Origin of the sequence: Pseudoalteromonas sp. Z9A4 (genome assembly GCF_011378845.1) — a bacterium.
Classification (GTDB): Bacteria; Pseudomonadota; Gammaproteobacteria; order Enterobacterales; family Alteromonadaceae; genus Pseudoalteromonas; species Pseudoalteromonas arctica.
The window spans coordinates 296,825-322,340 of the sequence record NZ_WTLA01000001.1; the positions used below are offsets into that span (position 1 = coordinate 296,825).

Genomic DNA, 25,516 nt, shown 5'->3' on the forward strand with positions numbered 1-25,516 from the left:
ACAAATAATACAAAACGACAGCTCAGCGCTGTCGTTTTTGCCTTTTAACTAACGAGGTTGCTATGAACGATGATATTAAATTAATAGTAATAGTTGGCGGTGGAACAGCAGGATGGCTAAGTGCAGGAATAATTGCAGCTTATTTACAAAAGCATCACAGTAAAAAAATAAATATTACGCTGTTAGAGTCATCTGATATTCCAACAGTGGGAGTAGGTGAGGGGACGTGGCCTACTATGCGAAGAACCCTTAAAGATATGGGAATACGTGAGAGTGAGTTTATTCAAAAGTGTAATGTGTCGTTTAAACAAGGCGCCAAGTTTGCCAAATGGATTACAGGTGAAGAAGACGACTATTACTATCACCCGCTTGAACTACCAACAGGGATGTATGAACATAACTTAGCTACTAGTTGGCTAACTAAAAACGAGCCAAAACTTCCTTTTGCCCAGTATGTAAGTGCGCAGCAATCAATATGCGAAAGCGGATTAGCTCCCAAACAAATCACCACACCCGAATTTAGTGCAATAGCAAATTATGCTTATCACTTGGATGCAGGCTTATTCGCTACATTCTTAAAAAACCACTGCATTAATAATCTTAATGTTAAACACATTGTAGGCACTGTCGTCGGTGTAAACAATTGCACAAATGGCGATATTAAAAGCGTTAGCCTTAATAATAAAATAGAGATAGCTGGGGATCTATTTATTGATTGCAGTGGCTTTAAATCGTTATTACTAGGTGAGAACTTAGGGGTGGGGTTTAAATCTTGTAAAGATGTATTATTTGCTGATAGTGCGCTTGCCATACACATGCCATACAAAGATGACGAACCAATATGCTCGCATACTTTATCTACAGCACAAACATCTGGCTGGATTTGGGATATAGGGTTACAAACACGCCGTGGAGTAGGGCATGTGTACTCTAGTAAACACATTAGTGATGAAGATGCTAAGCAGCAATTATTTGATTACTTAAATATTAATAAAGATCAGCAAAGCGAATACAAAGTTAAAAAGCTTAGTTTCGAACCAGGACATCGTGAAAAATTTTGGCATAAAAACTGTGTCGCAGTAGGCCTCTCAGCTGGTTTTTTGGAGCCACTGGAAGCCTCTGCTTTATTACTGGTAGAAATATCAGCCAATTTTGTTGCCCAGCAATTTCCGGCCAATAGGCATGTAATGAATATAACTGCGCAGCGTTTTAACCGCACATTTAGTTATCGATGGGAGCGAATAATCGACTTTTTAAAGTTGCATTATATGTTGAGTAAACGAACCGACAGCCCATTTTGGCAAGCGCACTGTCATCAAAGTACTATTCCACAAAGCTTAAAAGATAACTTATCACTTTGGGAATTTCATACACCAAGCGATAACCACTTTGATCATTCACAAGAAGTGTTTCCAGCAGCAAGCTATCAATATGTGATGTATGGCATGGGGTTTACAGGCTCAAGCGAACTGTATGGCAACTCAGAAAGTTATTTTAAAAAGGCCATTGCGCTTGTTAATAACAACCAGCAAGTCACCCAAAAATTACTTAATAAATTACCTACAAATAAAGAATTATTAGTGCAAATTAATCAATTTGGTATGCAGCAAATATAGTTAAAACATAAGAGCGACACACTATGACAAACTCAGTATTACTCGATAAAAATACACATAAGTACACTCGCATTAAAACTGAGCGAGGTGCACAGTACGGTGAGGCAATAAACTACATTCCGGTTGTTGCCGATGAGCTTTCTCAACTTGCATTAGACTACCCAGTCTATTTTATGAAAAATAATCAGACTGGGCAATTTGAGCTGTTTGCTTTAACCGGTTTTGATGAGGGACAAAATCTATTTTTACAAAAGGATATCTGGCAAGCTACTTACGTGCCATTACACATTCAGCGACAACCATTTAAGCTAGGCGTAGGTAATAGGCTTTCAAATAATAGTGAGCAAACCCAGTTAGCCGTTACAATTAACGAGCAGCACCCAAGAGTAAGTAATAGCGAAGGGGTACAATTATTTGATGAAAATTCAGAGCCAACTGCTTATCTAACTAATGTGAGTGAGCAATTGATAAAGCTTATGCATGGCGGCGAACGTACAACCGCTTTTATCAATACCTTACTAAAACACGATTTAATTGAAGCAGTGCAGCTAAACATCACTAAATCAAATGGCAAAACACAAGGCTACAATGGCTTGTATTCTATTGCCGCAGATACACTACAACAACTACCGACAGAAACACTAAACGTTTTGCACTCAATGGGTTACATACAAGCTTGCCATCTAATCTTATGTTCGAGCGGACATGTTCAAAAATTAGTAAAATGGTTACACGATTTAAAATAAGTTTTTTATTAATTAGCGTTACTTACACCCACTGATTGTTCGTGTGAATTAGTTAATGCTCATACCTATGAAATAAGGAATGAACTACAACTCGAGACTATTATGTGTTCACTTCTTAGGTTTTGGAGTTCGATTATTTGCCTTGGTTTTGGTATCATTTAACTTATCGGCTTGTATCGCAATGGGAAATGTCTAGCCAGTAAACATTGATGATTAAGAGAATGGACATGCTCGAACAAATAGAACAATGGATTGATGCAACAAATATTAAATATAAAAACCAAAGAATTAGCTGTGAAAAATTTGCCAGTGAGTTTGCTGGGTTTTATCCTACTGAATTTTTAAAAAATGCCTTTTACGTTATTGTCGATGAAATACCCAAACCTAACTTTCCTTTTTTGCGTGAAATGGGGCTAGGCGATTTTATTGACATGGATGCGGCTGGTACTACATACAAAAACACTTACTACATGCTTCCTTACGTGGCTGATAATTTAGCTGTGCATTTTCATGAACTTGTTCACGTAGCCCAATGGAGTGAACTTGGCGCCGAGGCTTTTATGTTGCGTTACATAACCGAAATTCAGCAGGTTGGTTATGCAGCTGCGCCACTTGAAGTAATGGCGTATGGTCTTGATAAGCACTTTACAAATAATGGCAAGAAAATAAACGTGCCTGAACACGTGGTTCAAGCGTTGTAGTTAATGAACATTTTCAAAGGATTGCATATGACACGCTTTACTGTTTTTTTACTGAGCTTACTTAGTGTAAATGCCTATGCGGCATCGTTTGATGACGATATTGTTGCAGCGCTGCTTGAAAGAACAACATACAACGTTACCTACGATGGGTCTTATCGCTCTATTACTTATCCGGGTGGCGATGTGCCCGCTAATGTAGGGGTGTGTACCGATGTAGTTATTCGATCATATCGACTTTTAGGTATTGATTTGCAAAAGCTTGTGCATGAGGACATGCTAAAAAGCTTTGAGCTATATCCCTCTAAGCGTATTTGGGGTTTAACCAAACCTGATAAAAATATAGATCACCGCCGAGTGCCAAACTTACAGGCTTACTTTAAAAATCATGGTCAAGTGCTCACTAAATCAAGTAACGCGAACGACTATAAAACGGGTGACATTGTAACGTGGATGCTGCCAGGTAATTTGCCGCATATTGGTATGGTTGTGAATGAGTTAGCAAAAGACACAGGGAATCCATTAATTGTTCATAATATTGGTAGAGGACCTGAAAAAAGCGACATGCTTTTCGATTTTAAAATTACGGGGCATTACCGTTTCGTCCCACAAGAATATAAATAATCAGATTATAAGTATGAGTTCTCTCATTTATTGATATGCAGTATAAAGAAAAAGGATTTTGAACGTGAATACAAAAACCGATTCAAAAGAGGCTAACCCAAAAGAGGTTAATCTTAAACAAAGTAAACTCGCTCCCAAAATAGCGAGCTTATTTATGAGTATTGTTTTTTCAGCCATAGGAACGGGCTTGTTTGGTTTGGTTGCAAGCTTATTTGGCAACGTAAATGTAACCGAAAAAACAGTTGGCAGTGTGTGGATTTTACTGACCACGTTTTTTGTTATTTTAAATGTATTTGGTGTCATTATTTGGCACAAGCCAAAGTGGTTAATTACTGCTATAAATAATGTGCTTAGATTTGCTAAAGAGCGTAAAACAGCATTTTTTAGCGCCGTGCTAATGCTGATATTAATTATAGCAGGCTATTGTTTTTTTCTTTCCTTACCACAGCCAATTAGTTACAAAGCAACTCACTCTACACCTGCTGTTACCACTTTATCTGATGTTTTAAACCCTGAACCGCTTTATATTGATTTTACTCCCGCTTTAGATGATGTAGAGAACACGGATGCAGTGTCTTACTCTGTGGCCAAGCTTGCGCTTGTTGGTAAAGTGATCCCCAAAGGTATTAAAGTCACGCCAGAGCTCATTGGACAGTGGTCTTGGAATAGTGAAAGCCAGCTTAAATTTATCCCAAAACAAGATTGGTCAGCAGGGCAAGAATATACAGTACGTTTTGATTCGTCTATTTTTAAAAGCGATATACACCTAAGCGATAATGAGCATGTATTTAAAACTCCCAACTTTGAACTAACGCTTAGCTCGCTCGCTTTTTATCAAGATCCTAACGTTAAAAAAAGTCACAAGGTGGTTGCAACATTAAAAGCGACTCACCCAACAGATATAAGCACCATAAAAAATAATTTAAAGCTGACTCAATCACTTGATCAAGATGGCAAAAACGAACTCGCGCAATATAAATTTGATGTTACTTACGACAAACATCAACGAGAGATTTACATTACTTCAGAGCAAATACGTATTCAAGATACCGAAAGCTATCTGTATTTTGTGCTTAATAGCGGTGTAAAGCCGGTTATGGGTCCTTCTAAAACAACAGTAGAGATTAAAGACGCTGTGTTGATCCCAAGTGTAAATAGCTTTTTTAGAGTAAATACTGCCAATGTGTTGATGGTAAAAAATACGCAAGGGGAGCCCGAACAAACACTTGTTTTAGACTTCACAGACGATATTTCATCGCAAGATGTGATTAGTAAAACGATTGCTTACGTATTACCGACTAAAGATTCAAAAGGTAATTATAAGTACTTCGGTAGTCCACGAGAGGTTACTGATGCAGTGCTTAAGCAATCTCAAAAAGTTAAGTTAAATGCGATTCCTACCGCGCAAGATACAACTAAGTTACACAGTTTTACGTTTGACGCCCCTCAAAACCAGCAAGTTTATATCGCGATTGATAAGGGATTAAAGTCGACGGGTGAATTTACAATGGTGAATAAATACGACACTATTTTAGATACGCCGGCGTATCCGACACAAGTAAATATTATGTCTAAAGGGTCTATATTATCAAAAAATGGTGACCATAAATTGTCATTTTTGACCCGTGGTGTAAACGCACTTCAAGTTAAAGTAGGTAGGGTAGAAGCCAATCAAATTAACCACCTTATAAGTCAAACCAGTGGTGATATTTCTAATCCAGAATTTAATAATTATTACTTTACAGAAGAAAACATAAGTTCAATTTTTACCAGACAAGTTAATTTAAAATCGGAGCACCCTAAAAAAGCGGTCTATTCATCTATTGATTTGAGTAGTAAGTATAATGAGTCAGTTGGTTTAGGCTTATTTTTTATAAATGCTCAAGCGTTAAATACAAAAGATAATTACGTATATGGACCCCAAGAAAAACGACTTATCCTTATTACTGATTTAGGTATTTTGGTAAAAAATAATGCAGATGGATCTCGCGATATATTTGTCCAATCTATTGAAACAGGAAAACCGGTAGCAAAAGCGAAGGTGTCGTTATTGGGTAAAAACGGATTAGTTATTTTAAATACTAAAACAGATTCTGAGGGGCACGCATTTTTCGACAACACAAAGTGGTTTACTGATGATCAAACTCCCGTTGCTTTTGTAGTAGAAACTAAAAGTGACATGTCTTTTATTCCTTATAATCGCTATGCCCGAATGGTTAACTACTCTCGGTTTGATACCGGCGGTGTAAGTTCTGGGCTCAGTGGTAGTAATAAAATAGATGCGTTTGTTTTTTCTGACCGTGGAATTTATCGACCAGGCGATAGCGTTAAACTTGCCACGATTGTGAAGCAACAAAACTTTACAAAACTGGGCGATATACCGCTTGAACTTATAATTACCGATCCTAAAGGGGCAACTGTTTATAATAAACGTGTGAGCTTGGATAAGTACGGATTGCTTGATTTTGACTTTAAAACACAAAATAGCGCCAACACTGGAACGTATTATGTATCGGTCCAGCTTATTAAAAATAATAATAGCCGCGACCAATTAGGCAGTACTGAGTTTAAAGTTGAAGAGTTTGTACCCGATAGATTGAAAATCAGCAGTCAATTTTCTCAGTCATCTGCAAAGGGGTGGGTAAACAGCTCAAAATTTAAAGCATTGGTGAGCCTTCAAAACTTATTTGGTACACCTGCTCAAAATAGACGTGTTACTGCTGATTTACGTTTATCTCCAGCTGGTTTTTACTTTAATGAATACAAAGATTATGTGTTTTCTGATCCCCACAGTGAAGGGAAAAATATTAGACACAGTAATGAATCATTAACCGAAACCAAAACTGATGAACAAGGCAAGGCAGAGTTTGATATTGACTTAACCCGCTATGAGGCAGGTACTTATCAGTTAAATTTTGCAGTACAAGGGTATGAAGAAGGCGGTGGTAAAAGTGTTCGCGCAAGCAGCTCGGTGCTTGTTTCGCCAGTTGAGCAATTAGTTGGTTATAAAGCCGATGGCGATTTAAGCTACATATCAAAAGAGTCAAAACGTGTTGTAAAATTTATTAATATTAATTCAGAAACTGAGCAAGTAGCTCGTGATGATTTATCGCTAAATTTAATAGAACAACAATATGTATCTACGTTGGTGCAACAAAATAACGGCACTTATAAGTACCAATCGGTTAGAAAAAACAAACAGGTATCAAGCAATCCGTTTTACATTAAAGAAGATGGCGCAGACTACGAATTACCCACTGCTGAGCCAGGTGATTACTTAGTAGAACTCGTTGATGGCAAAGGGAATACCGTCAGTAGAGTATCGTTTACGGTAACCGGTACGGGTAACATAGCGGGTAAGCTTGAAAAAAATGCTGAACTGCAAGTTAAATTAAATAAACCGGATTACAAACCGGGCGAAACAATTGAAATAAGTATTGTAGCGCCTTATGTTGGCTCGGGTTTAATTACAATTGAAACCAATAAAGTACACGCTTTTAAATGGTTTGAGAGTAAAACAACAAGTAGCATACAAACAATAACGCTACCTAAAGGAATAGAAGGCAATGCGTATGTTAATGTTTCATTTGTTCGAAGCCTTGAATCGAAAGAAATATTTACAAGCCCATTAAGCTACGCAGTTAAACCATTTGCGATTGATCGTAGTAAACGCGCAATAGATTTTGACGTAAACATACCTGATAAAGTAAAACCAGGTGACGATTTAGTCATTTCATATAGTGCCAAATCACCGTCACGTGTTCTTTTATTTGCTGTAGATGAAGGTATTTTACAAGTGGCGAATTATCGGACGCCAAAGCCGTTAAATCACTTCTTACAAAAACGTGCATTAGAAGTTAGCACTATGCAAATTGTTGATCTTATTTTACCTGAATTTAAGCTAGTGCAAGAGCTTGCAGCTGCCGGTGGTGGTTATGCTGACTCAATGGCAATGAACCGCAAGAGCAAGCAACTTAACCCGTTTTCTCGTAAGGTACAAAAACCAGTCGCATTTTGGTCTGGTATTTTATCGGCTGATGCTAAAACGAAAAAACATACGTTCACTATTCCAGATACTTTTGCAGGTCAGGTACGTGTAATTGCGATTGCCGTAAATGACGAGGGTGTTGGTGTTAAAGAAAGTACAACACTTGTAAAAGGGCCCTTTGTATTAAGCCCTAATGTATTAACGACAGCGGCACCAGGCGATGAGTTTGATATTGTACTTGGTATTGCCAATGGCGTTGAGGATTCAGGTAAACAACTCCCAATTACGGTAGAAGCGCTTGCTTCAAGCAACATTGAAATAATAAGTGATAAAAAACTAACGCTAAATATTGATGAAAAATCAGAAGACACATTGACGTTTAGAGTAAAAGTGCTCGATAAGCTTGGCGCTGCATCAATTACATTTACTGCGCTGTCGGGTGACAATGTTAGCCAACGTACGGCTACGTTAAGTGTGCGCCCTGCGGTTGCATTTGTTAGTAGTTTTGAAAGTGGCTTTAGTGAATCAGGTAAAAAAGAAATAGCGGTTTCGAGACAGCTATATCCTAATTTAGCACAAAATAATATTACCGCTTCACAAAGCCCGTTAGCGCTTGTTGATGGTCTTATTAGTTATTTAGATAACTTTCCTCATATGTGTACCGAGCAAGTGGTAAGTAGTGTGTTTCCGGTGCTGAGTTATTTAGAACACCCAAGTTATATGGGCGATGTATCTTATAAACATGAGCGTATAAACAACTTAATAGATACCCTTCGTCAACGTCAGTTACCTGATGGCAGATTTATGTTATGGCCGGGTAATGCTAGTGCATCTATTTATTCTTCTCTTTATGTTATGCATTTTTTATTAGATGCAAAAGAAGCGGGCGTAGCAATACCTTATGATATGTGGAGCAGTGGTTTTGAAGGTGTGCGCAGTATAGCGAGCGGATCTTTAGAGACGAATGACAGAAACCGCGCTTATGCTATTTATTTGCTAACACGACAAGGTGAGGTAACAACTAATTACTTATCTGATTTAGAAAAAAGCGTAAATGCGAGTAATAGCAAAGTATGGCAGCAAGATATAACGTCCGCGTTTATGGGCGCAACTTATCAGCTATTACGTGCAAGCGATAAAGCGCAAGCACTGATCAATAGCTATAAAATTGGGCAAAATACGCAACACGATAATTGGGGCGCTTACGATTCTCGTCTAGCTCACGACGGACAGTATATTTATTTATTATCAAAACATTTTCCGGCTCGCTTAAAGCAGTTAACTAAAGATGATTTGTTTACTGTAGTAGACCCTATTTTTGAAGGAGACTACAACACGTTGTCGTCTGCTTGGTCGGTACTTGCTATGACGGCATACTCAAAAGTTGCGTTATCACAAGCCCAGCCTGAAGATGTAAAAATAATGGCAACAACGACAAAGGCAGATAAAAAGGCATTAGACGTAACCTATACACCTTATCCTAAAGCCTCGTTTTTAAATGACGTTAAAACGCTTGATGTATTAGCGCAACCTCGCTCATTTTACATGATGAGCCAAGCTGGTTTTGATACAAACGTGCCACAAAAGTCATTAAGTAATGGCTTAGAAGTTGTCAGAGAATACCAAGACGATAAAGGTAATATTGTAACCACCGCAGTTCAAGGTCAAGAACTAAACGTTGTATTGCGAGTGCGTAGTACAACGGGTAAAAATATTTCGGATGTTGCTGTTATTGATTTACTACCTGGTGGCTTTGAAGTGCTCAGAGACAGCGTTCGCAATAGCTATAACCGCTGGACCTCTGACTATAAAGATATACGAGAGGATCGCGTTATATTGTATGGCAGCTTTGGCGATAGCATGAGTGAGCTTACTTACAAAGTTAAGGTTACTGCATCTGGCAGCTTTGTAGTGCCATCGGCTTATGCTGAATCTATGTATGATTTAAGTATTAAAGCGCACTCAAAATCGGGTCGTTTTGATGTTACCGCCGCTAAATAAAAAGTTTAGTTTTATAATAAAAACGGCTTTTTTTACAACAGCACTGCTTGCAGTGCTGTTGTATTTATTTACTCCAAAGCCTGATATTACTCAGCCTAATGCTTACTCAACGGCTTTTTACGATAGCAGTGGTAAATTACTGCGTTTAAATTTAGCCGCAGACGATAGATATAGATTATGGACGCCAATAGATAAAATCCCTTTGAGCGTTCAACAAGCGACTTTATTGTATGAAGACCAAGACTTTTATGAGCATGTTGGTGTCGATTTTATTGCTTTAATAAATGCGTTTTATACTAGTTATATTAAAAGAAGTCACCGAGTCGGTGCATCAACAATAACTATGCAAGTAGCTCGGTTACACTTTGGGATGAACACGCATGTTATTTCTGGAAAAGTAGAACAAATATTTCGAGCGTTACAAATTGAGCGACACTACAGTAAAAACCAAATACTCGAGGCGTATTTTAACTTAGCGCCTTATGGATCAAATATTGAAGGTGTTGGTGCAGCCAGTTTAATTTACTTTAAGAAACCAGCCATTGATCTTAATTTACCTGAGTCATTATTACTTAGCTTAATTCCGCAAAACCCTACCAAACGAAATCCCATTAAAAAATCGGCTAAATTGATATTGCTAGAAACAAGAAAAAAACTGTTTACTCGTTGGCTTGAAAAATACCCAGACGATAAACATTGGCTAGCAGCTATGCAATTACCGATAAAGGTATATGCCTCTTCAGACTTGCCTTTTGAAGCCCCACATTTTATTAATAATTTACAAAGCGAATACCCGCACTTAAAGCCTGGAGAATATAAAACGTCGATAGACCTTAATTTACAAAACTTACTTCAGCGCAATGCAAAAAATTATATTAATCGTAGGCAAAGAGACGGGCTTAGTAATACGTCTGCTATTTTACTAAATTATAAAACTATGGAAGTAGTTGCTGAATTAGGCTCTGTGGATTTTTTTAATAATGACATTAGCGGTCAAGTAAATGGTGTAAGGGCTAAACGGTCGCCAGGTTCAACCCTTAAACCCTTCATTTATGCTCTGGCGATAGATGAAGGGTTAATTCATCCATTAACGCTTGTAAAAGATGCCCCCAAACGCTTTGGAGGATATACACCAGAGAACTACGATCAGCAGTTTTTAGGCCCTATATCAGCCACTGAATCGCTCGTGTTGAGCCGTAATGTGCCTGCCGTTAATTTGATGTATCGCTTACAAAAAGTTGGGTTATACGATTTACTCGTTGCAGCCGATGTTAAAAAGCTTCAGCCTAAAGAGTTTTATGGTTTAGCGCTTGCGCTGGGCGGCAGTGAAGTAACGATGCTAGAGCTCGTTAAGTTATACGCTATGTTAGCTAATTTAGGGGTGTATAAGGATGAAGTTATATTAAAAAAAGACGCCACGGTTATTAACCAAAACAACCCAAATAATCAAAACAATCAAAACAATCATATCAAGCAACTCATCAGCCCAGAGGCAGCCTACCTGACTTTACAAATGCTAAGTGAAAATAGTGCAGTTGATGAAATCTCATTTCAAAAAGAAAGAAGACAATCATACCCTGTATATTGGAAAACAGGTACTTCATTTGCTTTTCGCGATGCATGGTCAGTAGGTATTTTTGGTCCGTATGTTTTAGCTACATGGGTGGGTAATTTCTCAGGAGAAGGGCACCCATCTTTTATTGGGCGACAAGCAGCCGCGCCTTTATTTTTTGAAATAATACGTTCATTAGATAGTTACGGCTTAATCAAAGGCAATATAAAACCAGGTGGTTTAAATATTACAGAAGTAGATATTTGTTCTACAACCGGTGATTTACCTAATGTGCATTGCCCTAAAACAGAAAAAGGGCTTTTTATTCCAGGTAAGTCACCAATTAAAGTGTCCGATGTACATCGTGAAATTTATATTGATAAAGCGTCGGGATTACGTGCTTGTCAGTATGATGAATTTACAACGACAAAAGCAGTTTATGAATTTTGGCCATCTGACTTAGTCAGATTATTTAAGCAAGCAGGTATTGTTAAACGCCAGCCTCCACCTTATTTAGATTCATGCTTAATTAATGACACGAGTACACAAGGCTCAGCACCGAGTATTACATCCCCGAGTAATTTAATTAGCTACACGATAAGAGCCAGTAAATTGAAGCAAGAAGGCCTGCCTTTTAGCGCAATCACAGATACAGATTCACGTATTTTATATTGGTTTGTAGATAACAGCTTTGTTGGTAAAGTAGAGCGAGATACGCCTTTTTTCTGGCACCCGCAAGTAGGCGAATTTGACGTAAGAGTGGTTGATAATTTAGGGCGTAGCGCATCAGTTTCAATGCGTGTAAAGCTCGTTCAGTGATATTGAGTGTTCATGCATTTAATGTAATAAATAAAGGGTAGTTTTTTATAACTGAAATTTATATAAACTAGGGCGATTTACTCTTTCTTACCTACATGGATGATGGTAAGGGGCGTGAGCTGGATGCGGAGGTTTTGCTCGGTAGCCCACTAGACTACAAATCTCGGGCCGCGATTAAATCGGCTCCTAGATTGAACAAATTTCAATCCACAAAGATCAACATGCCCTTATGACTTCATAGCCGCTAGTTTATATAACGGAGTATCAAAATGACTTCGAAAGTAGTTACTTGATATTATGTTTTACAGCCTTAACTGCTGCGGCGCTATCTTGAGCTTTAAGTGCTTCTAAAATAGCGCGATGCTCATTAACACACTCAGAGCTTGAGGTAATACGTTTGTAGTTTAAACGCATACGCATGACATACGGATACCAAATATTTACCAGCTCTTCGCCCCCAGCTTGGTATATTAAATACTGATGAAACGAAATATCGATTTTAGTTACTTCGGTATAATCTTCGCGATCGAGTGCGTCTTCTAGAGATGCTAAGATACCTTCAAGTTCAGCAATGTTTTGCTCAGTTAAATTACCGTTTAACTCTGTGATTGCGTACTCTTCTATGCTGCGACGAAGTTTAATCATTAAACGTTGTAGCTTAGGCTCTAGTACGCTGTTGACTGATGCGCCGCAATTATTTCGCGAAATCAACAGACCTTCTTTTGTTAATTGCAAAATCACATCTCGAATTGGACCTCTGGAGAGACCAAAGCGCTCTGCCAGCTCTTTTTCATTTAACTTAGTTTGTGGTGGCATTTCACCAGAGATTATATCTGAACGTAATTGTTCAGCGATTTGATCTTTTACAGACAAAATTTTTGTTGCTCTGTTACCAGCCATATTTATTCCTAGATTTAATTTACTTTATGTGACCTTAGCTACGGTTAATAAATAGTCGTTATTCGAGTTAAGATCATGTACTTATCTCAGTGTATATAAAAAAAAAGGAATGGTCTATTGTTAACACATTACAACAGACCAATAAATATACAATTAAATGATGAATGTGTAATTATTTTTTAAATCGTCGCTCATACATAGACTCATTCATCGCTTTAGCGGCTTCAATCATTTCAATGTAGGGTCTATCAGTGACACTTATAAAGCCTACATTATAATTTTCGCCATCGTAAGCTCTGCCTGTAATTGGAGAATCTATATACTGAAACCAATGAGCACCTATAAAGTAGGGGTTGTCGATCACTGAGTTCATATAATCGGTATACATATTTGCTCTGTCTTGTTGATTAGCAGCATGTATTAACCCAGGATGAAATAATCCTGAATCAGATGAACCAACATGAAACTCACCAATTATAGCGGGTTTGTCAAATTGTGATAAAAACGCCCACTTGTCATCCCTTAGACCTTCTTTGTATGCGTTAAAACTTATTACATCAACATATTTAGCTGAGGCTTTAACAACTTCTATAGGCATGCCCCAATCAGGAAAACGCGCTCCTAAATACATATGATTTGGTAGGTATTTATCCATAGCGGCATTTACCACACTAAAGTACTTATCAGCATAGGCGGTGAGTAATATAGAAAAATCGACCAGCTGCTCTTCATTTTTTATATCAACCGTTACACCTTTGTCAAACTCAACCCATGAGGCTAAGTTTAAGTGCCATACCTTATTAAGTTTAGCGACATCAGTATATTTTTCTTTCATTAAGCGAGAAAATTCAGCTTTAGTAGGCACTGTTTTAGCATCACGGCCTAATGTGTTTATTACAATACCATAATGGCTTTTAACAGAATCAGGGCGGCCAAAGCTTTTTTCGTTATCAATGAATACACCTACTGCCCAAGGCGAATTTTTAACTTCTTTTGCAACAACACTAACGGTTTCGTTAGCACGCACTGTAAATTCAGGGTCGAATACATCCGGCATGGCTCCCCAAAAATCGTTGCCGCTTGATACGGTTTTAAAATCACCTATAATCCAACCATTGGCAAAGTAGGGCACTTTTTGATTATCGTAGTAGCTTGGATCTGTCCAGTTGCCTAATGAACTAAAGCCCCATGTAATCATTCTATCGAGGGTAACTTCTCGCCATTTTTGCATGTAATCTGCATTATTTTGACCATATTTACGTTCTAAATTAGCTGCGTAAAAGCTATATGTTTCGCCGTGTTCTAACGGACCCGAATGCGCACTTTTACGATAGCCAAAATGTTTACCGAGTGGATCGGTATAATCAGGTAGCCATTCAAATAAATTTTTACGCACTTTTGACGCTACAAAGCGGCTTTTAAGCGCTTCTTTATTTACTTGGTTTAACCCTTTTGAATCCTCAGGTGTTACACCTGCATTAGCTGGTTTAGCCAACAACGCTTGATCAAAATCGTAACCAGTTAGTGTTGTTGAGTTTGCAAGACGAATAATATCAATTCCAGTTGCAAGGTATAAATAGCCATCAGGGTCGACTAATGACCATTTATCATTATATTTAGCCGTTCTAAAATAACCAGTAGCTTCTAATTTTGGACCTTCTGCCCAGCCACCAAAGCGTGAGCGATTAGTAGGGCGTTTAGAAAGTAACTGTGCTGCTTCTTGTTTTTTGTCGCTCAATAGCTCGGCTTCTGAATGTACCTTCCCTGAAAATTCTTGTTTGGCATTTTGGCCAAATTCATCAACAATTTTGGTTAAAAAAGCAGTATTAAATTGAGGGTTTTTACGAAGTGAAATAGATTTTATTGCCAGCTCTTTGTCGTGCAGATTGCTTTGCACGCTAATGGATATTTTATTTATACCTTTTAAATTAAGATTTTTTTTACCCCACATAGAAATAAACTGTACCTCATCAGACTCCCACGTATCGGGGTTTGAACGAAGTCCTGAGGTAAAGTTTAGTTCTACATTTTCCTCGCCATCAGGGGTTGCAAGGTCATGCCCATCAAGCTTTGCGTAATACGTGTTGTATCCACCTACCGGTACATTAACGCTACGCGTATAGTTAGCACCGTCAATATCGGAGATATCTAAATAGATTTGTACAGAGTGTGTTCCTGGGTTTGCCAATTCAAAGGCAAGATTAAAATCACTAAATTCACTCCAATCCCAAGGTTTTTCCGGTGAAAAAACAATACTAGCGTACGAATTTTTCTTAGATTGAAATGTCACATCTAATACAGAGTTTTCTGCCTTTACAGTGGCTGCATTACTTTTGTATTGAACTGGGGTTAGCTGTGTGTGTGCAGCATCAGCAAATAAATACATTAATGTATCTGCTGAATTAACCTCTGTAGGCTCATTGGTTGGTTTTTCAACCTTGATTTCTTGTTGGTTACAGGCACTTAGCGCAAGTAAGAGCGATGTGAGTAGTATGTTCTTTTTATATTTCATTGCTGTTCAACCTTTAATTACAATTTAACATACCATACAACAAAAAAACCAAATTGAATATTGTTGACAATATGCAATTTTTGTTTTTATGTGTTATTTATAATAAACTTTTGATTTTGTTTAACTAATTTTTAATGTTAATTGTAAAAGAGTTTAAGTTAAAGCATGATTTCTTAAAATAGATGTTGCAAGTGCGTTAATTTTGAAATAGTCTCGAAGTTATTACTCATGGTTAATTGTTAACAATGTTGGGTTTTGACACTAGCACTCGCTTTATTCTCTATATAAAGCAACACACAATGATAACAACAAAGTTGGATAGAAGTATGAATGGTAGCAAACGTAATGTGTTTTTCTTTGCATTTATCGTCGCCTTTGGTGGCTTTATTTTTGGATTAGACGCTGCTCTTATTTCAGGTACGGTTCGTTTTGTATCTGCAGAATTTAATTTATCTGACATCCAAATAGGCACTGTAGTAAGTGCGCCTGGTTTTGGTGTGCTATTTGCTTTAGTCATTACCGGTTACATATGCAATATGTTTGGCCGAAAAAATACCTTAATAGGCATTGCGTTTATATACATACTGTCGGCAATTGCATCGGTTTTCGCGCCAAGTTACGAGCTATTAGTTACTGCTCGTTTTATAGGTGGATTAGCATTCACGTCTTTATCGGTCGCTGCTATGTATATAGGTGAAGTTGCACCGTCTAAGTACCGTGGTAAATTAGTGTCTATGATTCAAATAAATATTGTTGTTGGATTATCCGCAGCGTATTTTGCTAACTACTTACTTGTTGATTTAGCTCACAGTAATTTTGAGTGGGTAACACAGTGGAATGTACAAGATAATTTATGGCGCTGGATGCTAGGCGTTGAGATTATTCCTGCTATTTTATGGTTTTTATTATTATTTACTATTCCCCAAAGCCCGCGTTGGTTAGTTATGAAAGGCAACGAAACACGTGCTATAACTATCTTGCATCGTTTAAATAAAAATACTGAATTGGCCCAAGAGCAACTTAAGAGTATTAAAGAGAGCTTGGTTGATTACAGCGAAACAGGTGGGTATTTTTCTTCATTTAAACAACTACTCGAAAGTCGTGTTCGCACAGCTGTCATTATTGCTTTTACTATTGCTATTGTGCAGCAAGTGACGGGGATTAACGCCATAATGTTTTATGCTCCAACGGTGTTTGAACAACTGGGAGTCGGCACTGATGCTGCTTTTTTTAACGCTGTTTTAATTGGTTTAGTCAGTATTGTATTTACTGTGGTAGCTATTGCTTTGATAGATAAGTTAGGGCGCAGACCCCTTGTTATTTGGGGATTAGCAGCTGCAACAATTAGTTTGTTTATGTGTTATTTAGGCTTTAGCCAGGCAGAATATAGTTTGTCGGCTGAAGATATAACCTCGTTTTCAGCGTTAAACTCTATTACAGGACTGGAGCACATAATTGGTACCGTGTATCACAGTGATATTGAATTTAAGCAGGCTTTAGCGAGCGTACTTACAGCTTCGCAACAGCAATTATTTGAAAGCGATTTAATTTCACGCGCAGCAACTATAAACGCGCCACTTATATCATTTGGTATAGCGGGCTTTATTGCAGCCTTTCACTTTTCGATTGGGCCAATTATGTGGGTAATATTTTCTGAAATATTCCCGACTCGTATTCGAGGTGTGGCCATTCCTACCTTTGCATTTATAGCCAGTGTAATTAGCTATTTTGTTCAGCAGTTTTTCCCATGGCAGCTAAGTAATTTAGGCGCTGCAAACATCTTTTTACTTTATACCGTATCGGGTGTAGCCGGCTTTGCATTGTTATTTAAGTTTATGCCAGAGACTAAAAATAAATCGATAGAAGAAATTGAAGTCTACCTAGAAGGCCTACACACTAAAAAAGTACAGGAGGGTGTGTGAGTACTTTACTCGCTATAGGCGAATGTATGGTTGAGCTAGTACCAACAGGTATTAGCGAATGCAAGCAGTCATTTGCGGGCGATACTTACAATGCTCTTGTGTATGCAAAGCGTTTTGCTAACACACTAAATTGCGCGCTATTTACAGCTGTAGGTAGCGACGTCCTGAGTGCCAATATGCTCAAATGTTGGCAACAAGAAGGTATTAATACACAAAACGTGATTACAACAGCAGACTATAACGTGGGTATTTACGCTATTTCAACGGATGCTGATGGTGAGCGAAGCTTTGATTATTGGCGTAATCAATCAGCAGCGAAGCATATGATGAGTTTATATACTCAAAAGCCATTTAATTTAGGTTTGAAAGAATCAGACTGGGTGTTTTTCAGTGGCATTAGTTTAGGTATTTTAGATGATGAATCTAAACAAGGTTTACTCACATTATTAGCTGCTCTTAAAAAACAAGGCTGCACAATTGCGTTCGACCCTAATTATCGCGCGCGTATGTGGCAATCAAAAAGCCACGCTATTGAATGGCTAGAGCGTGCTTATGCGCTTAGTAATGTAGTTTTACCAGGTCTTGATGATCACCGTGTGTTATTCGGTCATTCAAGCATTGAAGAGATTGTTCAGTACTGTACACAATTTGATATCGACGAAATTGTTATTAAAGCTGGTAGTGCCGGGATGCAGGTTTATTGCAAAGATGATCTTAAAGCGTCATGTCCGTTTACACCCGCTGCAAAGCAAGTTGATAGTACAGCGGCAGGTGACTCATTTGCCGGAACCTACTTAGCCGCCAGAATGTGTGCACAAAACCCTCAAAATGCATTAGAAATGGCTGACAGTGTTGCCTCACAAGTTGTGCAGCATCAAGGCGCGATTTTACCTCTTGACGTATACCAGTCGCTAAATATAAGCCTAGGTAAGTAAGGAATTAACATGTCTGATAAAAAATTAAGTTTAGCAAGTAAGCGTGCAATAGAGCGTGGCTACGATAAATATGGCCCGCAGTGGCTTACAGAATTTGATATAGAACCGTTGCTGGGTGATTTTGCCTATGAAGAAGGGGTTATACGTCGCGATCCTTCATCTGTTTTATACATTGATGGTGTTTACCATTGTTGGTACACCAAAGGTGAGGGGGAAACGGTTGGTTTTAACTCTACTAATCCGAATGACAAAGTATTTCCATGGGATTTAACGCAAGTTTGGCATGCCACCTCAAAAGACAGTATTACATGGCAAGAACAAGGCTTAGCTGTAAGCCCAGGTAAACCAGGTGATTACGACGACAGAGCAATTTTTACGCCTGAAGTGTTTGAACACCAAGGTCATTATTATTTGGTTTATCAAACAGTACAAACACCTTATACAAATCGTCAGTACGAACATATTGCAATAGCTCACTCTGAATCTGCATTTGGGCCGTGGATAAAATCACCAAAACCGATTGTAAGCCCAAGCAAAGATGGTAAATGGCTTGGTGATGAAGACAGTCGTTTTGCAGTAACAGCTAAAGGTAGTTTTGATAGTCATAAAGTACACGACCCATGTTTAGTATTTTTTAATAATAAATTTTACTTGTACTACAAAGGCGAAACCCAAGGTGAAGGAATGAACTTTGGTGGTCGTGAAATAAAACACGGTGTTGCTATTGCTGATGATGTATTAGGTCCTTATGTTAAATCGCCTTATAACCCTATTTCAAATAGCGGTCATGAGGTCGTTGTTTGGAATTATAAAGGGGGTATTGCTAGTTTGCTAACAACCGATGGCCCTGAAAAAAACACCATTCAATTTGCTCAGGACGGTATTAATTTTGAAATTATGGCGCATATAAAAGGCGGTCCAGAAGCGATAGGCTTATATCGACCAGCGCAAGGGTTTGAGCAAAATCCAGCACCTGGAATTAGCTGGGGGTTGTGCCATAAATACGATGCCAGTTGGAACTGGAACTATATTTGTCGTTTTACTCCTCGTAAGCAAGTGCTCGACGCCGGTACCTTTCAAAACAGTAACTAGGGAAAGTAAAGAATGAGTGAGCAACAAAATCAATTTGACCCGACAGAGCATCCACACCGGCGTTTAAACCCATTATTAAATGAATATGTGTTGGTGTCGCCACACCGGGCTAAACGCCCATGGCAAGGTCAAGAAGAAAGTGTAGATATTGAGGTTAAACCAGAATACGACGAAAGCTGCTTTTTATGTAAAGGCAATACGCGTATTAACGGTGAAGTAAATCCAGATTACAAAAACACCTTTGTGTTTACTAATGACTTTGCCGCCTTGCGTGAAGGTGTGCCTGATGTGGAGCAAACCGAACCCCTATTTAGTATGCATACAGAGCGTGGCACTGCGCGTGTTATTTGTTTTTCGCCTAATCATGCAAAAACACTACCAGAGCTTAGTGTTTCGCAAGTTACAAATGTAGTAAGCACATGGCAAGAGCAATGCATAGAGTTATCAAAAACTTACAAATGGGTTCAGGTATTTGAAAATAAAGGCGCTGTAATGGGGTGCTCTAACCCACATCCACATGGTCAAATTTGGGCACAAAATAAATTACCTAGTTTGGTTGCGCGTAAACACGAAAACCTCAAACGATATTACGAAAAGTATAAAAGTAATTTACTGCTTGATTACGCAAAACGTGAAATTGAAAAGCAAGAACGCGTGGTTTGTGTAAACGATGATTGGCTGGTGGTTGTGCCTTATTGGGCTGCATGGCCATTTGAAACACTGCTATTGCCTCGGTTTGCGATTACTCAAATGATACAGCTGACAGACCCTCAACAAAGTAGTCTAGCTGAAATTATTAAAAATATAACAACTCGTTACGATAACTTATTTCAATGTTCATTTCCGTACTCTATGGGCTGGCATGGCGCGCCTTATGATGGTCAAAGCCACTTATTTTGGCAATTACATGCGCAGTTTTTACCGCCATTACTACGATCAGCCAGTGTTAAAAAATTTATGGTTGGTTACGAGATGATGGCCGAAGCACAGCGTGATATTACACCCGAGCAAGCTGCCACTATTTTGAAGAAACAATCACTAACGCATTATAAAGAGAACACTAAATGAATGTTGAACAAAGCGCACGGTTAGCTTTTTCAAACCACTTTGGACGCGATGCCGACTTTGTTGTCAAAGCCCCAGGGCGTGTTAATTTAATTGGTGAGCACACCGATTACAATGATGGTTTTGTACTGCCTTGTGCCATTGAATACGCTACTTACATTGCGGTGTCCCCTCGAACTGACGATGTAGTAAATGTACTTGCACTTGATTGCGATAACCAAACCGACAACTTTTTAGTAAATAAACCGCTTAATAGCCACAGTACGCAAACGTGGAGTAATTATGTTCGCGGCGTAGTTGATGAACTGCAAAAACGAAATCATAAACTCAGTGGCTGCGATATATGCATCACAGGTAATGTCCCGCAAGGAGCTGGTCTTAGTTCATCGGCTGCACTTGAGGTAGGTATTGCTTATGCATTTAATCATTTATGTGAATTGTTTATTGAGCGAAAAGACATAGCTCAAATTGCACAAGCCGCTGAAAACAATTTTGTGGGCTGCAACTGTGGAATTATGGATCAGCTTATATCGGCGTGTGGTCAGCAAGGACAAGCATTGGGTATAGATTGCCGCTCACTTGATTTAATTGAAGTGAGCATTGACCCAAAGATGACTATTTTAATGGTTAACTCAAACGTTAAACGAGGCTTGCTTGATAGCGAATATAACTTACGCCGAGAGCAATGTTATGCAGGGGCAGAAGCTTTGTCTAAACCGAGCTTGCGCGATGTAAGTATTGATGAGTTTGAGGCAAAAAAACATACATTAAGCGTTGAAGTAGCCAAGCGTGTAGAGCACATTGTGTATGAAAATGCGCGCACATTAGAAGCCATGCAAGCCTTTAGCAATAACGATATAGCCAAACTAAGCACACTAATGGCACAAAGCCATGCCTCTATGCGTGATTTGTTCGAAATAACCACCTCCCAAATTGACACTCTTGTGAATATTATCGCAAAAGTAATTAATGAACACGGCGGCGTAAGAATGACGGGCGGTGGCTTTGGTGGTTGTGTAGTGGCGTTTGTTCCTAATTTTTTTGTAGAGAATGTAATTAGTGCTATTGAAACGCAGTACGAGCAACAAACAGGATTAAAAGAAACGATTTACACAAGCGTACCTTCAGCTGGTGTATCACTTATAAGAGCATAAGGACAATCTAATGAAAAAAGTACTGGTAACAGGAGGCGCGGGATATATTGGCAGCCACACTGTTTTAAGCTTATTAAAAGATGGTTTTGACGTAGTAGTAATAGACGATTTAAGTAACTCGAGTCGTGAATCGCTAACTCGCGTAGAAGCGTTATCAAAGCGAAAAGTTGAATTTATTCACGCCAGTTTACTTGATAACGATAAGTTGTCTGCCACGTTTAGCGAGCATAAATTTGATTCGGTTATTCACTTTGCAGGTTTAAAAGCGGTAGGCGAATCCATAGAAAAACCACTTGAGTATTATTATACCAACTTGGTGTCTACCTTAAATTTATGCCAATGCATGCTTAAATATAATGTTGATAAACTCGTGTTTAGCTCATCAGCTACAGTTTATGGACAAGGCGCATCGGTGCCTTATACCGAAAGTTTACCTCTAGGGCGTGCAGCAAGCCCGTATGGGCAAACAAAGGTAATGATTGAGCAAATACTACAAGAAATAGTCGCCTCAAATACTGGTTTGCAAGTAGCCAGCCTGCGCTACTTTAATCCTATTGGCGCAGATATTAGCGGCCAAATAGGAGAAGACCCATTAGGTATTCCTAACAATTTAATGCCCTTTATTGCTCAAGTTGCTGTAGGTAAACGTGACAAATTAGCTATTTTTGGAGGTGATTACCCTACTGAAGACGGTACATGTGAGCGGGACTATATACACGTTAGTGATTTAGCCAATGGTCATATTAAAGCCCTTAAATGGCTTGGCGAGCAACACCACAGTCTATATGAAGCATTTAACCTAGGCACTGGTACTCCTTATTCTGTGCTTGGCATAGTAAAAGCATTTATTGAGTATACCGGAGTTGATATTAACTTTGACATTGTAAAGCGCCGAGATGGCGACTTAGCTGCCTTTTGGGCCGATTCATCTAAAGCCCAGTCTGTTTTAGGCTGGCAATGTCAATATACCCTCGCAGACATGATGAAAGACACATGGCGCTGGCAAAGTAATAACCCTAATGGCTATCCAAATGTATAACTTCCTTATGTAAAGCACTGTCTACACAAGGCGCCCTAATCCACACACAATAATAAAGGTGATTAAAATGAAACGGAGAAGTTTTTTAAAACTCAGCGCTGGTCTACTAAGTTCAAGCCTGTTAAGTGGTTGCAGCGGTTTATTTACATCATACCGAGGTGACTTAACCTCAACTGCGCCATTAGATAATACGAATTTTAGTAAGCAGGTGTGGCTTGGTAAGCATTTTTGGGGCAACAGACTACAAGATTGGCAGCGTATAGGTAATGAGCTTTTATGTACCCGAGAAGGAAAAGATTTTGAAGCGCGTACTGTATCGTTACTCACCAGGCAACTTAATGGCTCATTACAAAGTGGGCGCATAAAAGCCACCGTACGCAATTTAACACCGAATGAAGAGGGCTTTTGTGGATTTTTATTAGGAATTGGCAAAGGTGAGCTATCAGCTAAAGGTGCTGCTTTAGCACAGCGAGCTGGTGGCGAAAATGGCGGAATAATTGCCGCCTTTGACAGTTTAGGTAAATTATCATTTAGACAGTTTGATGATGAAAGCAAAGCGCTTGATTTTACTATTATTAATCGTGCTCCATTTAATATACAACAATATAAAAGCGGCGATAAAATAACACTCGATTGCCATTTAGACCCAATAGATGCACACCATTTTGATATTCGTCTTGTGGCAAGTAACACAAATACAGCCCAGGAGTTAGGATTTGCAGTACTTCACAAAGTACCCGCAGATCAACTGCAAGGGGGGATTTCGTTATTAAGCTCCTCAGAGCCTTTTGTAGCAGGCGCACGTTGGGGGTTTAGTGATATTGAAACCGGTGGCGGTAAAATAACTCTAAATAATGCCAATACCTTAGGCCCGGTTATGGGGTGTATGTATAGCGTTAATAAACAGGTACTCAAGTTATCTTGTCAGTTAATGCCTATTAATATTAAAGAATTTTCACGCGTAGAGCTGCAATATAAGTTTGAAAACCAATTGGATTGGCAGCATGCAGGCACAGCAAAAATTGAAGATGGGTTTGTAGCAAGGTTTAGGTTAAGTAATTGGAACTATTTAAAACAAGCTCAATACAGAATTGTTAACCCACAAAAGCCTGAAGACACTTTATACTTTGGCACTATTGCTAAGGACCCACAAAATACTAAAGAATTCACGATTGCATTGTACTCTTGTATTATTCCTACCTCCAAAAGCTTAGACAACACACATTACACGCGCCTTATTAGCAGCGAGCGCGATTTAGGGCGTTACACCAAAGATAATATTTTATTCCCTCACACTGAGCTTGTTGAAAATGCCAATTATCATAACCCTGATATGTATGTTTTTTGTGGCGATCAGTACTATGAAACATACCCAACTCGTTATGGTCGGCACACAAAAGATGCCAAACTAGATACCTTATATAAATGGTACTTATGGTACTGGGCATTTGCCGATAGTATAAAAGATAAGCCTACACTTGTTTTGGTTGATGATCATGATGTACTGCAAGGTAACTTGTGGGGCGATGGAGCCGAGCACTCCGATATGCCAAAAGAAGAAGACGGTGGTTATAAGTGGGATAAAGACTTAGTTAGAATGATTTACCGTATGCAAAACGGTCACAATCCAGACCCTTACGACCCTACGCCTATTAAATATGATATTCCTGTAGCCTACGCCGCTTTTGAATATGGCGGAATTAGCTTTGCGATGGTTGAGGATCGTAAATTTAAAACGCCACCTGACTACAAAGCTAATAAGCTTGCCACAACGGGTGAGTTATTAGGTAAACGCCAAGAAGCCTTTTTAAAAGACTGGCAAACTATGCACCCGGGTAAACCTAAAATATGTATTACAGCTTCCATGTGGGGGTCGCCTCAAACCGATGAAAATGGCAAAGCATTAATAGATTACGATGCACATGGCTACCCGGCGGATGGGCGTACACGCGCAGTAAAACTAGTAAGTGACGCTAATGCATTAGTAATTGCGGGAGATCAACACCTCGGGTTGCTTGCCTACCAAGGAATAAATACCTTTGATGATGGCAGCTTATTTTTTGCAGGCCCAGCTAGTGCGGCGTTTTGGCAGCGTTGGTTTGAACCCCACGCACCTTTACCCAATCAGCGAAACAACGACAAAAATACCGGTGATTTTACCGACACGTTTGGTAATAAAATGCGTGTACTGGCCGCAGCTAATCCAAAAGTAACGCATAAGCTTTTTGCTAAACAAAATACAACGTGGGGTAAATTTTTAGCAGACCGAAACTTAAAAAGCGAAGGTTACGGAATTATTAAAATAAATCACGCTAAAAAATATTATCAGTTAGAGTGTTGGGAATGGAATACCGATCCTTCTATAGGCAAACAGTTTGCTGGTTGGCCGTATATAAAAGAATTTTGATTAGGCTAGGGCGTGTTGATCTTTGTGGATTGAAATTTGTTCAATCTAGGGGCGATTTAATCGCGGCGCGAGGTTTGTAACCTAGTGGGCTAAGTAAAAACCGAGCAACAAAGAGTTAATCGTCCCTAGAAAGAACCCAACAGGCAGCGCATGTTTGGTATTTATGCTGCGTTATCGCCTATTTATGGGGAATAACCACACTTTATAGGCTCTGCCTTGCCTAAAAACCAAACATACTGCTGCAAATTAACCCACCAAAGATCAACACGCCCTAGATAAACTCTGTGTAAATATTTACTTTAACACTGTTAATTAAGAGCAATTTAATGCTTACGCATTAAGTTGCTTTTTTATAATTAAGTAAAGATTGTTAACAAAATACAGTTGACAATTGTTTGGTTATTATATTATTGTTTACAAAAGATTAACCTGACAACATAATAATA

The 25,516-nt window shown here is 38.8% G+C and carries 15 protein-coding genes; 13 read left to right on the forward strand and 2 right to left on the reverse strand.

The annotated features are described in order from the left end of the window. The first annotated feature begins 62 nt into the window (after positions 1-62). From GQR54_RS01265 to pbpC, 6 genes are all read left to right on the forward strand, one after another. On the forward strand, positions 63-1,616 hold the full coding sequence (locus GQR54_RS01265) for a tryptophan halogenase family protein (protein ID WP_166376300.1): 1,554 nt from the start codon (positions 63-65) through the stop codon (positions 1,614-1,616). Positions 1,617-1,639: 23 nt separating this feature from the next. After that, positions 1,640-2,362, forward strand: coding sequence for a SapC family protein (locus tag GQR54_RS01270; protein WP_166376301.1), 723 nt, complete (start codon positions 1,640-1,642; stop codon positions 2,360-2,362). A gap of 221 nt (positions 2,363-2,583) precedes the next feature. Next, positions 2,584-3,063, forward strand: coding sequence for a hypothetical protein (locus GQR54_RS01275; RefSeq protein ID WP_197119167.1), 480 nt, complete (start codon positions 2,584-2,586; stop codon positions 3,061-3,063). Between the two features lie 27 nt (positions 3,064-3,090). Then, positions 3,091-3,684 carry a DUF1287 domain-containing protein gene (locus tag GQR54_RS01280; RefSeq protein ID WP_165740628.1) on the forward strand — a complete coding sequence of 198 codons (594 nt, stop codon included), beginning with the start codon at positions 3,091-3,093 and terminating at the stop codon, positions 3,682-3,684. A 64-nt stretch (positions 3,685-3,748) separates the two neighbouring features. Beyond that, positions 3,749-9,673 carry an alpha-2-macroglobulin gene (locus tag GQR54_RS01285; protein WP_166376303.1) on the forward strand — a complete coding sequence of 1,975 codons (5,925 nt, stop codon included), beginning with the start codon at positions 3,749-3,751 and terminating at the stop codon, positions 9,671-9,673. Continuing rightward, positions 9,654-12,044 carry a penicillin-binding protein 1C gene (gene pbpC, locus GQR54_RS01290; RefSeq protein WP_166376304.1) on the forward strand — a complete coding sequence of 797 codons (2,391 nt, stop codon included), beginning with the start codon at positions 9,654-9,656 and terminating at the stop codon, positions 12,042-12,044. Before GQR54_RS01285 ends, pbpC begins: the two co-directional genes overlap by 20 nt. A gap of 285 nt (positions 12,045-12,329) precedes the next feature. Here the strand turns inward: pbpC and GQR54_RS01295 are convergent, their stop codons facing one another. After that, complete coding sequence (locus GQR54_RS01295; protein ID WP_007586156.1) at positions 12,330-12,944, reverse strand: GntR family transcriptional regulator; 615 nt, start codon at positions 12,942-12,944, stop codon at positions 12,330-12,332. Positions 12,945-13,116: 172 nt separating this feature from the next. After that, positions 13,117-15,456, reverse strand: a complete 2,340-nt coding sequence (locus GQR54_RS01300; protein ID WP_166376305.1) for an agarase — start codon at positions 15,454-15,456, stop codon at positions 13,117-13,119. 326 nt (positions 15,457-15,782) lie between these two features. Between GQR54_RS01300 and GQR54_RS01305 the strand changes: the two genes are divergently transcribed. From GQR54_RS01305 to GQR54_RS01335, 7 genes are all read left to right on the forward strand, one after another. Beyond that, entirely contained in the window at positions 15,783-17,378 is a 1,596-nt protein-coding gene (locus tag GQR54_RS01305) for an MFS transporter (protein ID WP_165727473.1), read from the forward strand. Then, positions 17,375-18,313: a sugar kinase gene (locus tag GQR54_RS01310; protein WP_165727474.1), complete on the forward strand. Its 939-nt coding sequence runs from the start codon at positions 17,375-17,377 to the stop codon at positions 18,311-18,313. Before GQR54_RS01305 ends, GQR54_RS01310 begins: the two co-directional genes overlap by 4 nt. 9 nt (positions 18,314-18,322) lie before the next feature. Continuing rightward, entirely contained in the window at positions 18,323-19,405 is a 1,083-nt protein-coding gene (locus GQR54_RS01315) for a glycosyl hydrolase (RefSeq protein ID WP_165727475.1), read from the forward strand. A gap of 12 nt (positions 19,406-19,417) precedes the next feature. Then, positions 19,418-20,473: a UDP-glucose--hexose-1-phosphate uridylyltransferase gene (locus GQR54_RS01320; RefSeq protein WP_166376306.1), complete on the forward strand. Its 1,056-nt coding sequence runs from the start codon at positions 19,418-19,420 to the stop codon at positions 20,471-20,473. Then, on the forward strand, positions 20,470-21,624 hold the full coding sequence (galK, locus tag GQR54_RS01325; protein ID WP_166376307.1) for a galactokinase: 1,155 nt from the start codon (positions 20,470-20,472) through the stop codon (positions 21,622-21,624). The genes GQR54_RS01320 and galK overlap by 4 nt, the downstream gene beginning before the upstream one ends. Before the next feature lie 10 nt (positions 21,625-21,634). Further along, positions 21,635-22,663, forward strand: a complete 1,029-nt coding sequence (gene galE / locus GQR54_RS01330) for a UDP-glucose 4-epimerase GalE (RefSeq protein ID WP_165740990.1) — start codon at positions 21,635-21,637, stop codon at positions 22,661-22,663. Between the two features lie 67 nt (positions 22,664-22,730). After that, complete coding sequence (locus GQR54_RS01335; protein ID WP_166376308.1) at positions 22,731-25,070, forward strand: alkaline phosphatase D family protein; 2,340 nt, start codon at positions 22,731-22,733, stop codon at positions 25,068-25,070. The last annotated feature ends 446 nt before the right edge of the window (positions 25,071-25,516 follow it).

What these genes read in the sequence shown, in the direction of transcription:
- GQR54_RS01265 (WP_166376300.1), top strand. Translation starts at nt 63, where the DNA reads ATGAACGATGATATTAAATTAATAGTAATAGTTGGCGGTGGAACAGCA.
- GQR54_RS01270 (WP_166376301.1), top strand. Translation starts at nt 1,640, where the DNA reads ATGACAAACTCAGTATTACTCGATAAAAATACACATAAGTACACTCGC.
- GQR54_RS01275 (WP_197119167.1), top strand. Translation starts at nt 2,584, where the DNA reads ATGGACATGCTCGAACAAATAGAACAATGGATTGATGCAACAAATATT.
- GQR54_RS01280 (WP_165740628.1), top strand. Translation starts at nt 3,091, where the DNA reads ATGACACGCTTTACTGTTTTTTTACTGAGCTTACTTAGTGTAAATGCC.
- pbpC (WP_166376304.1), top strand. Translation starts at nt 9,654, where the DNA reads ATGTTACCGCCGCTAAATAAAAAGTTTAGTTTTATAATAAAAACGGCT.
- GQR54_RS01295 (WP_007586156.1), bottom strand. Translation starts at nt 12,944, where the DNA reads ATGGCTGGTAACAGAGCAACAAAAATTTTGTCTGTAAAAGATCAAATC.
- GQR54_RS01300 (WP_166376305.1), bottom strand. Translation starts at nt 15,456, where the DNA reads ATGAAATATAAAAAGAACATACTACTCACATCGCTCTTACTTGCGCTA.
- GQR54_RS01305 (WP_165727473.1), top strand. Translation starts at nt 15,783, where the DNA reads ATGAATGGTAGCAAACGTAATGTGTTTTTCTTTGCATTTATCGTCGCC.
- GQR54_RS01315 (WP_165727475.1), top strand. Translation starts at nt 18,323, where the DNA reads ATGTCTGATAAAAAATTAAGTTTAGCAAGTAAGCGTGCAATAGAGCGT.
- GQR54_RS01320 (WP_166376306.1), top strand. Translation starts at nt 19,418, where the DNA reads ATGAGTGAGCAACAAAATCAATTTGACCCGACAGAGCATCCACACCGG.
- galK (WP_166376307.1), top strand. Translation starts at nt 20,470, where the DNA reads ATGAATGTTGAACAAAGCGCACGGTTAGCTTTTTCAAACCACTTTGGA.
- galE (WP_165740990.1), top strand. Translation starts at nt 21,635, where the DNA reads ATGAAAAAAGTACTGGTAACAGGAGGCGCGGGATATATTGGCAGCCAC.
- GQR54_RS01335 (WP_166376308.1), top strand. Translation starts at nt 22,731, where the DNA reads ATGAAACGGAGAAGTTTTTTAAAACTCAGCGCTGGTCTACTAAGTTCA.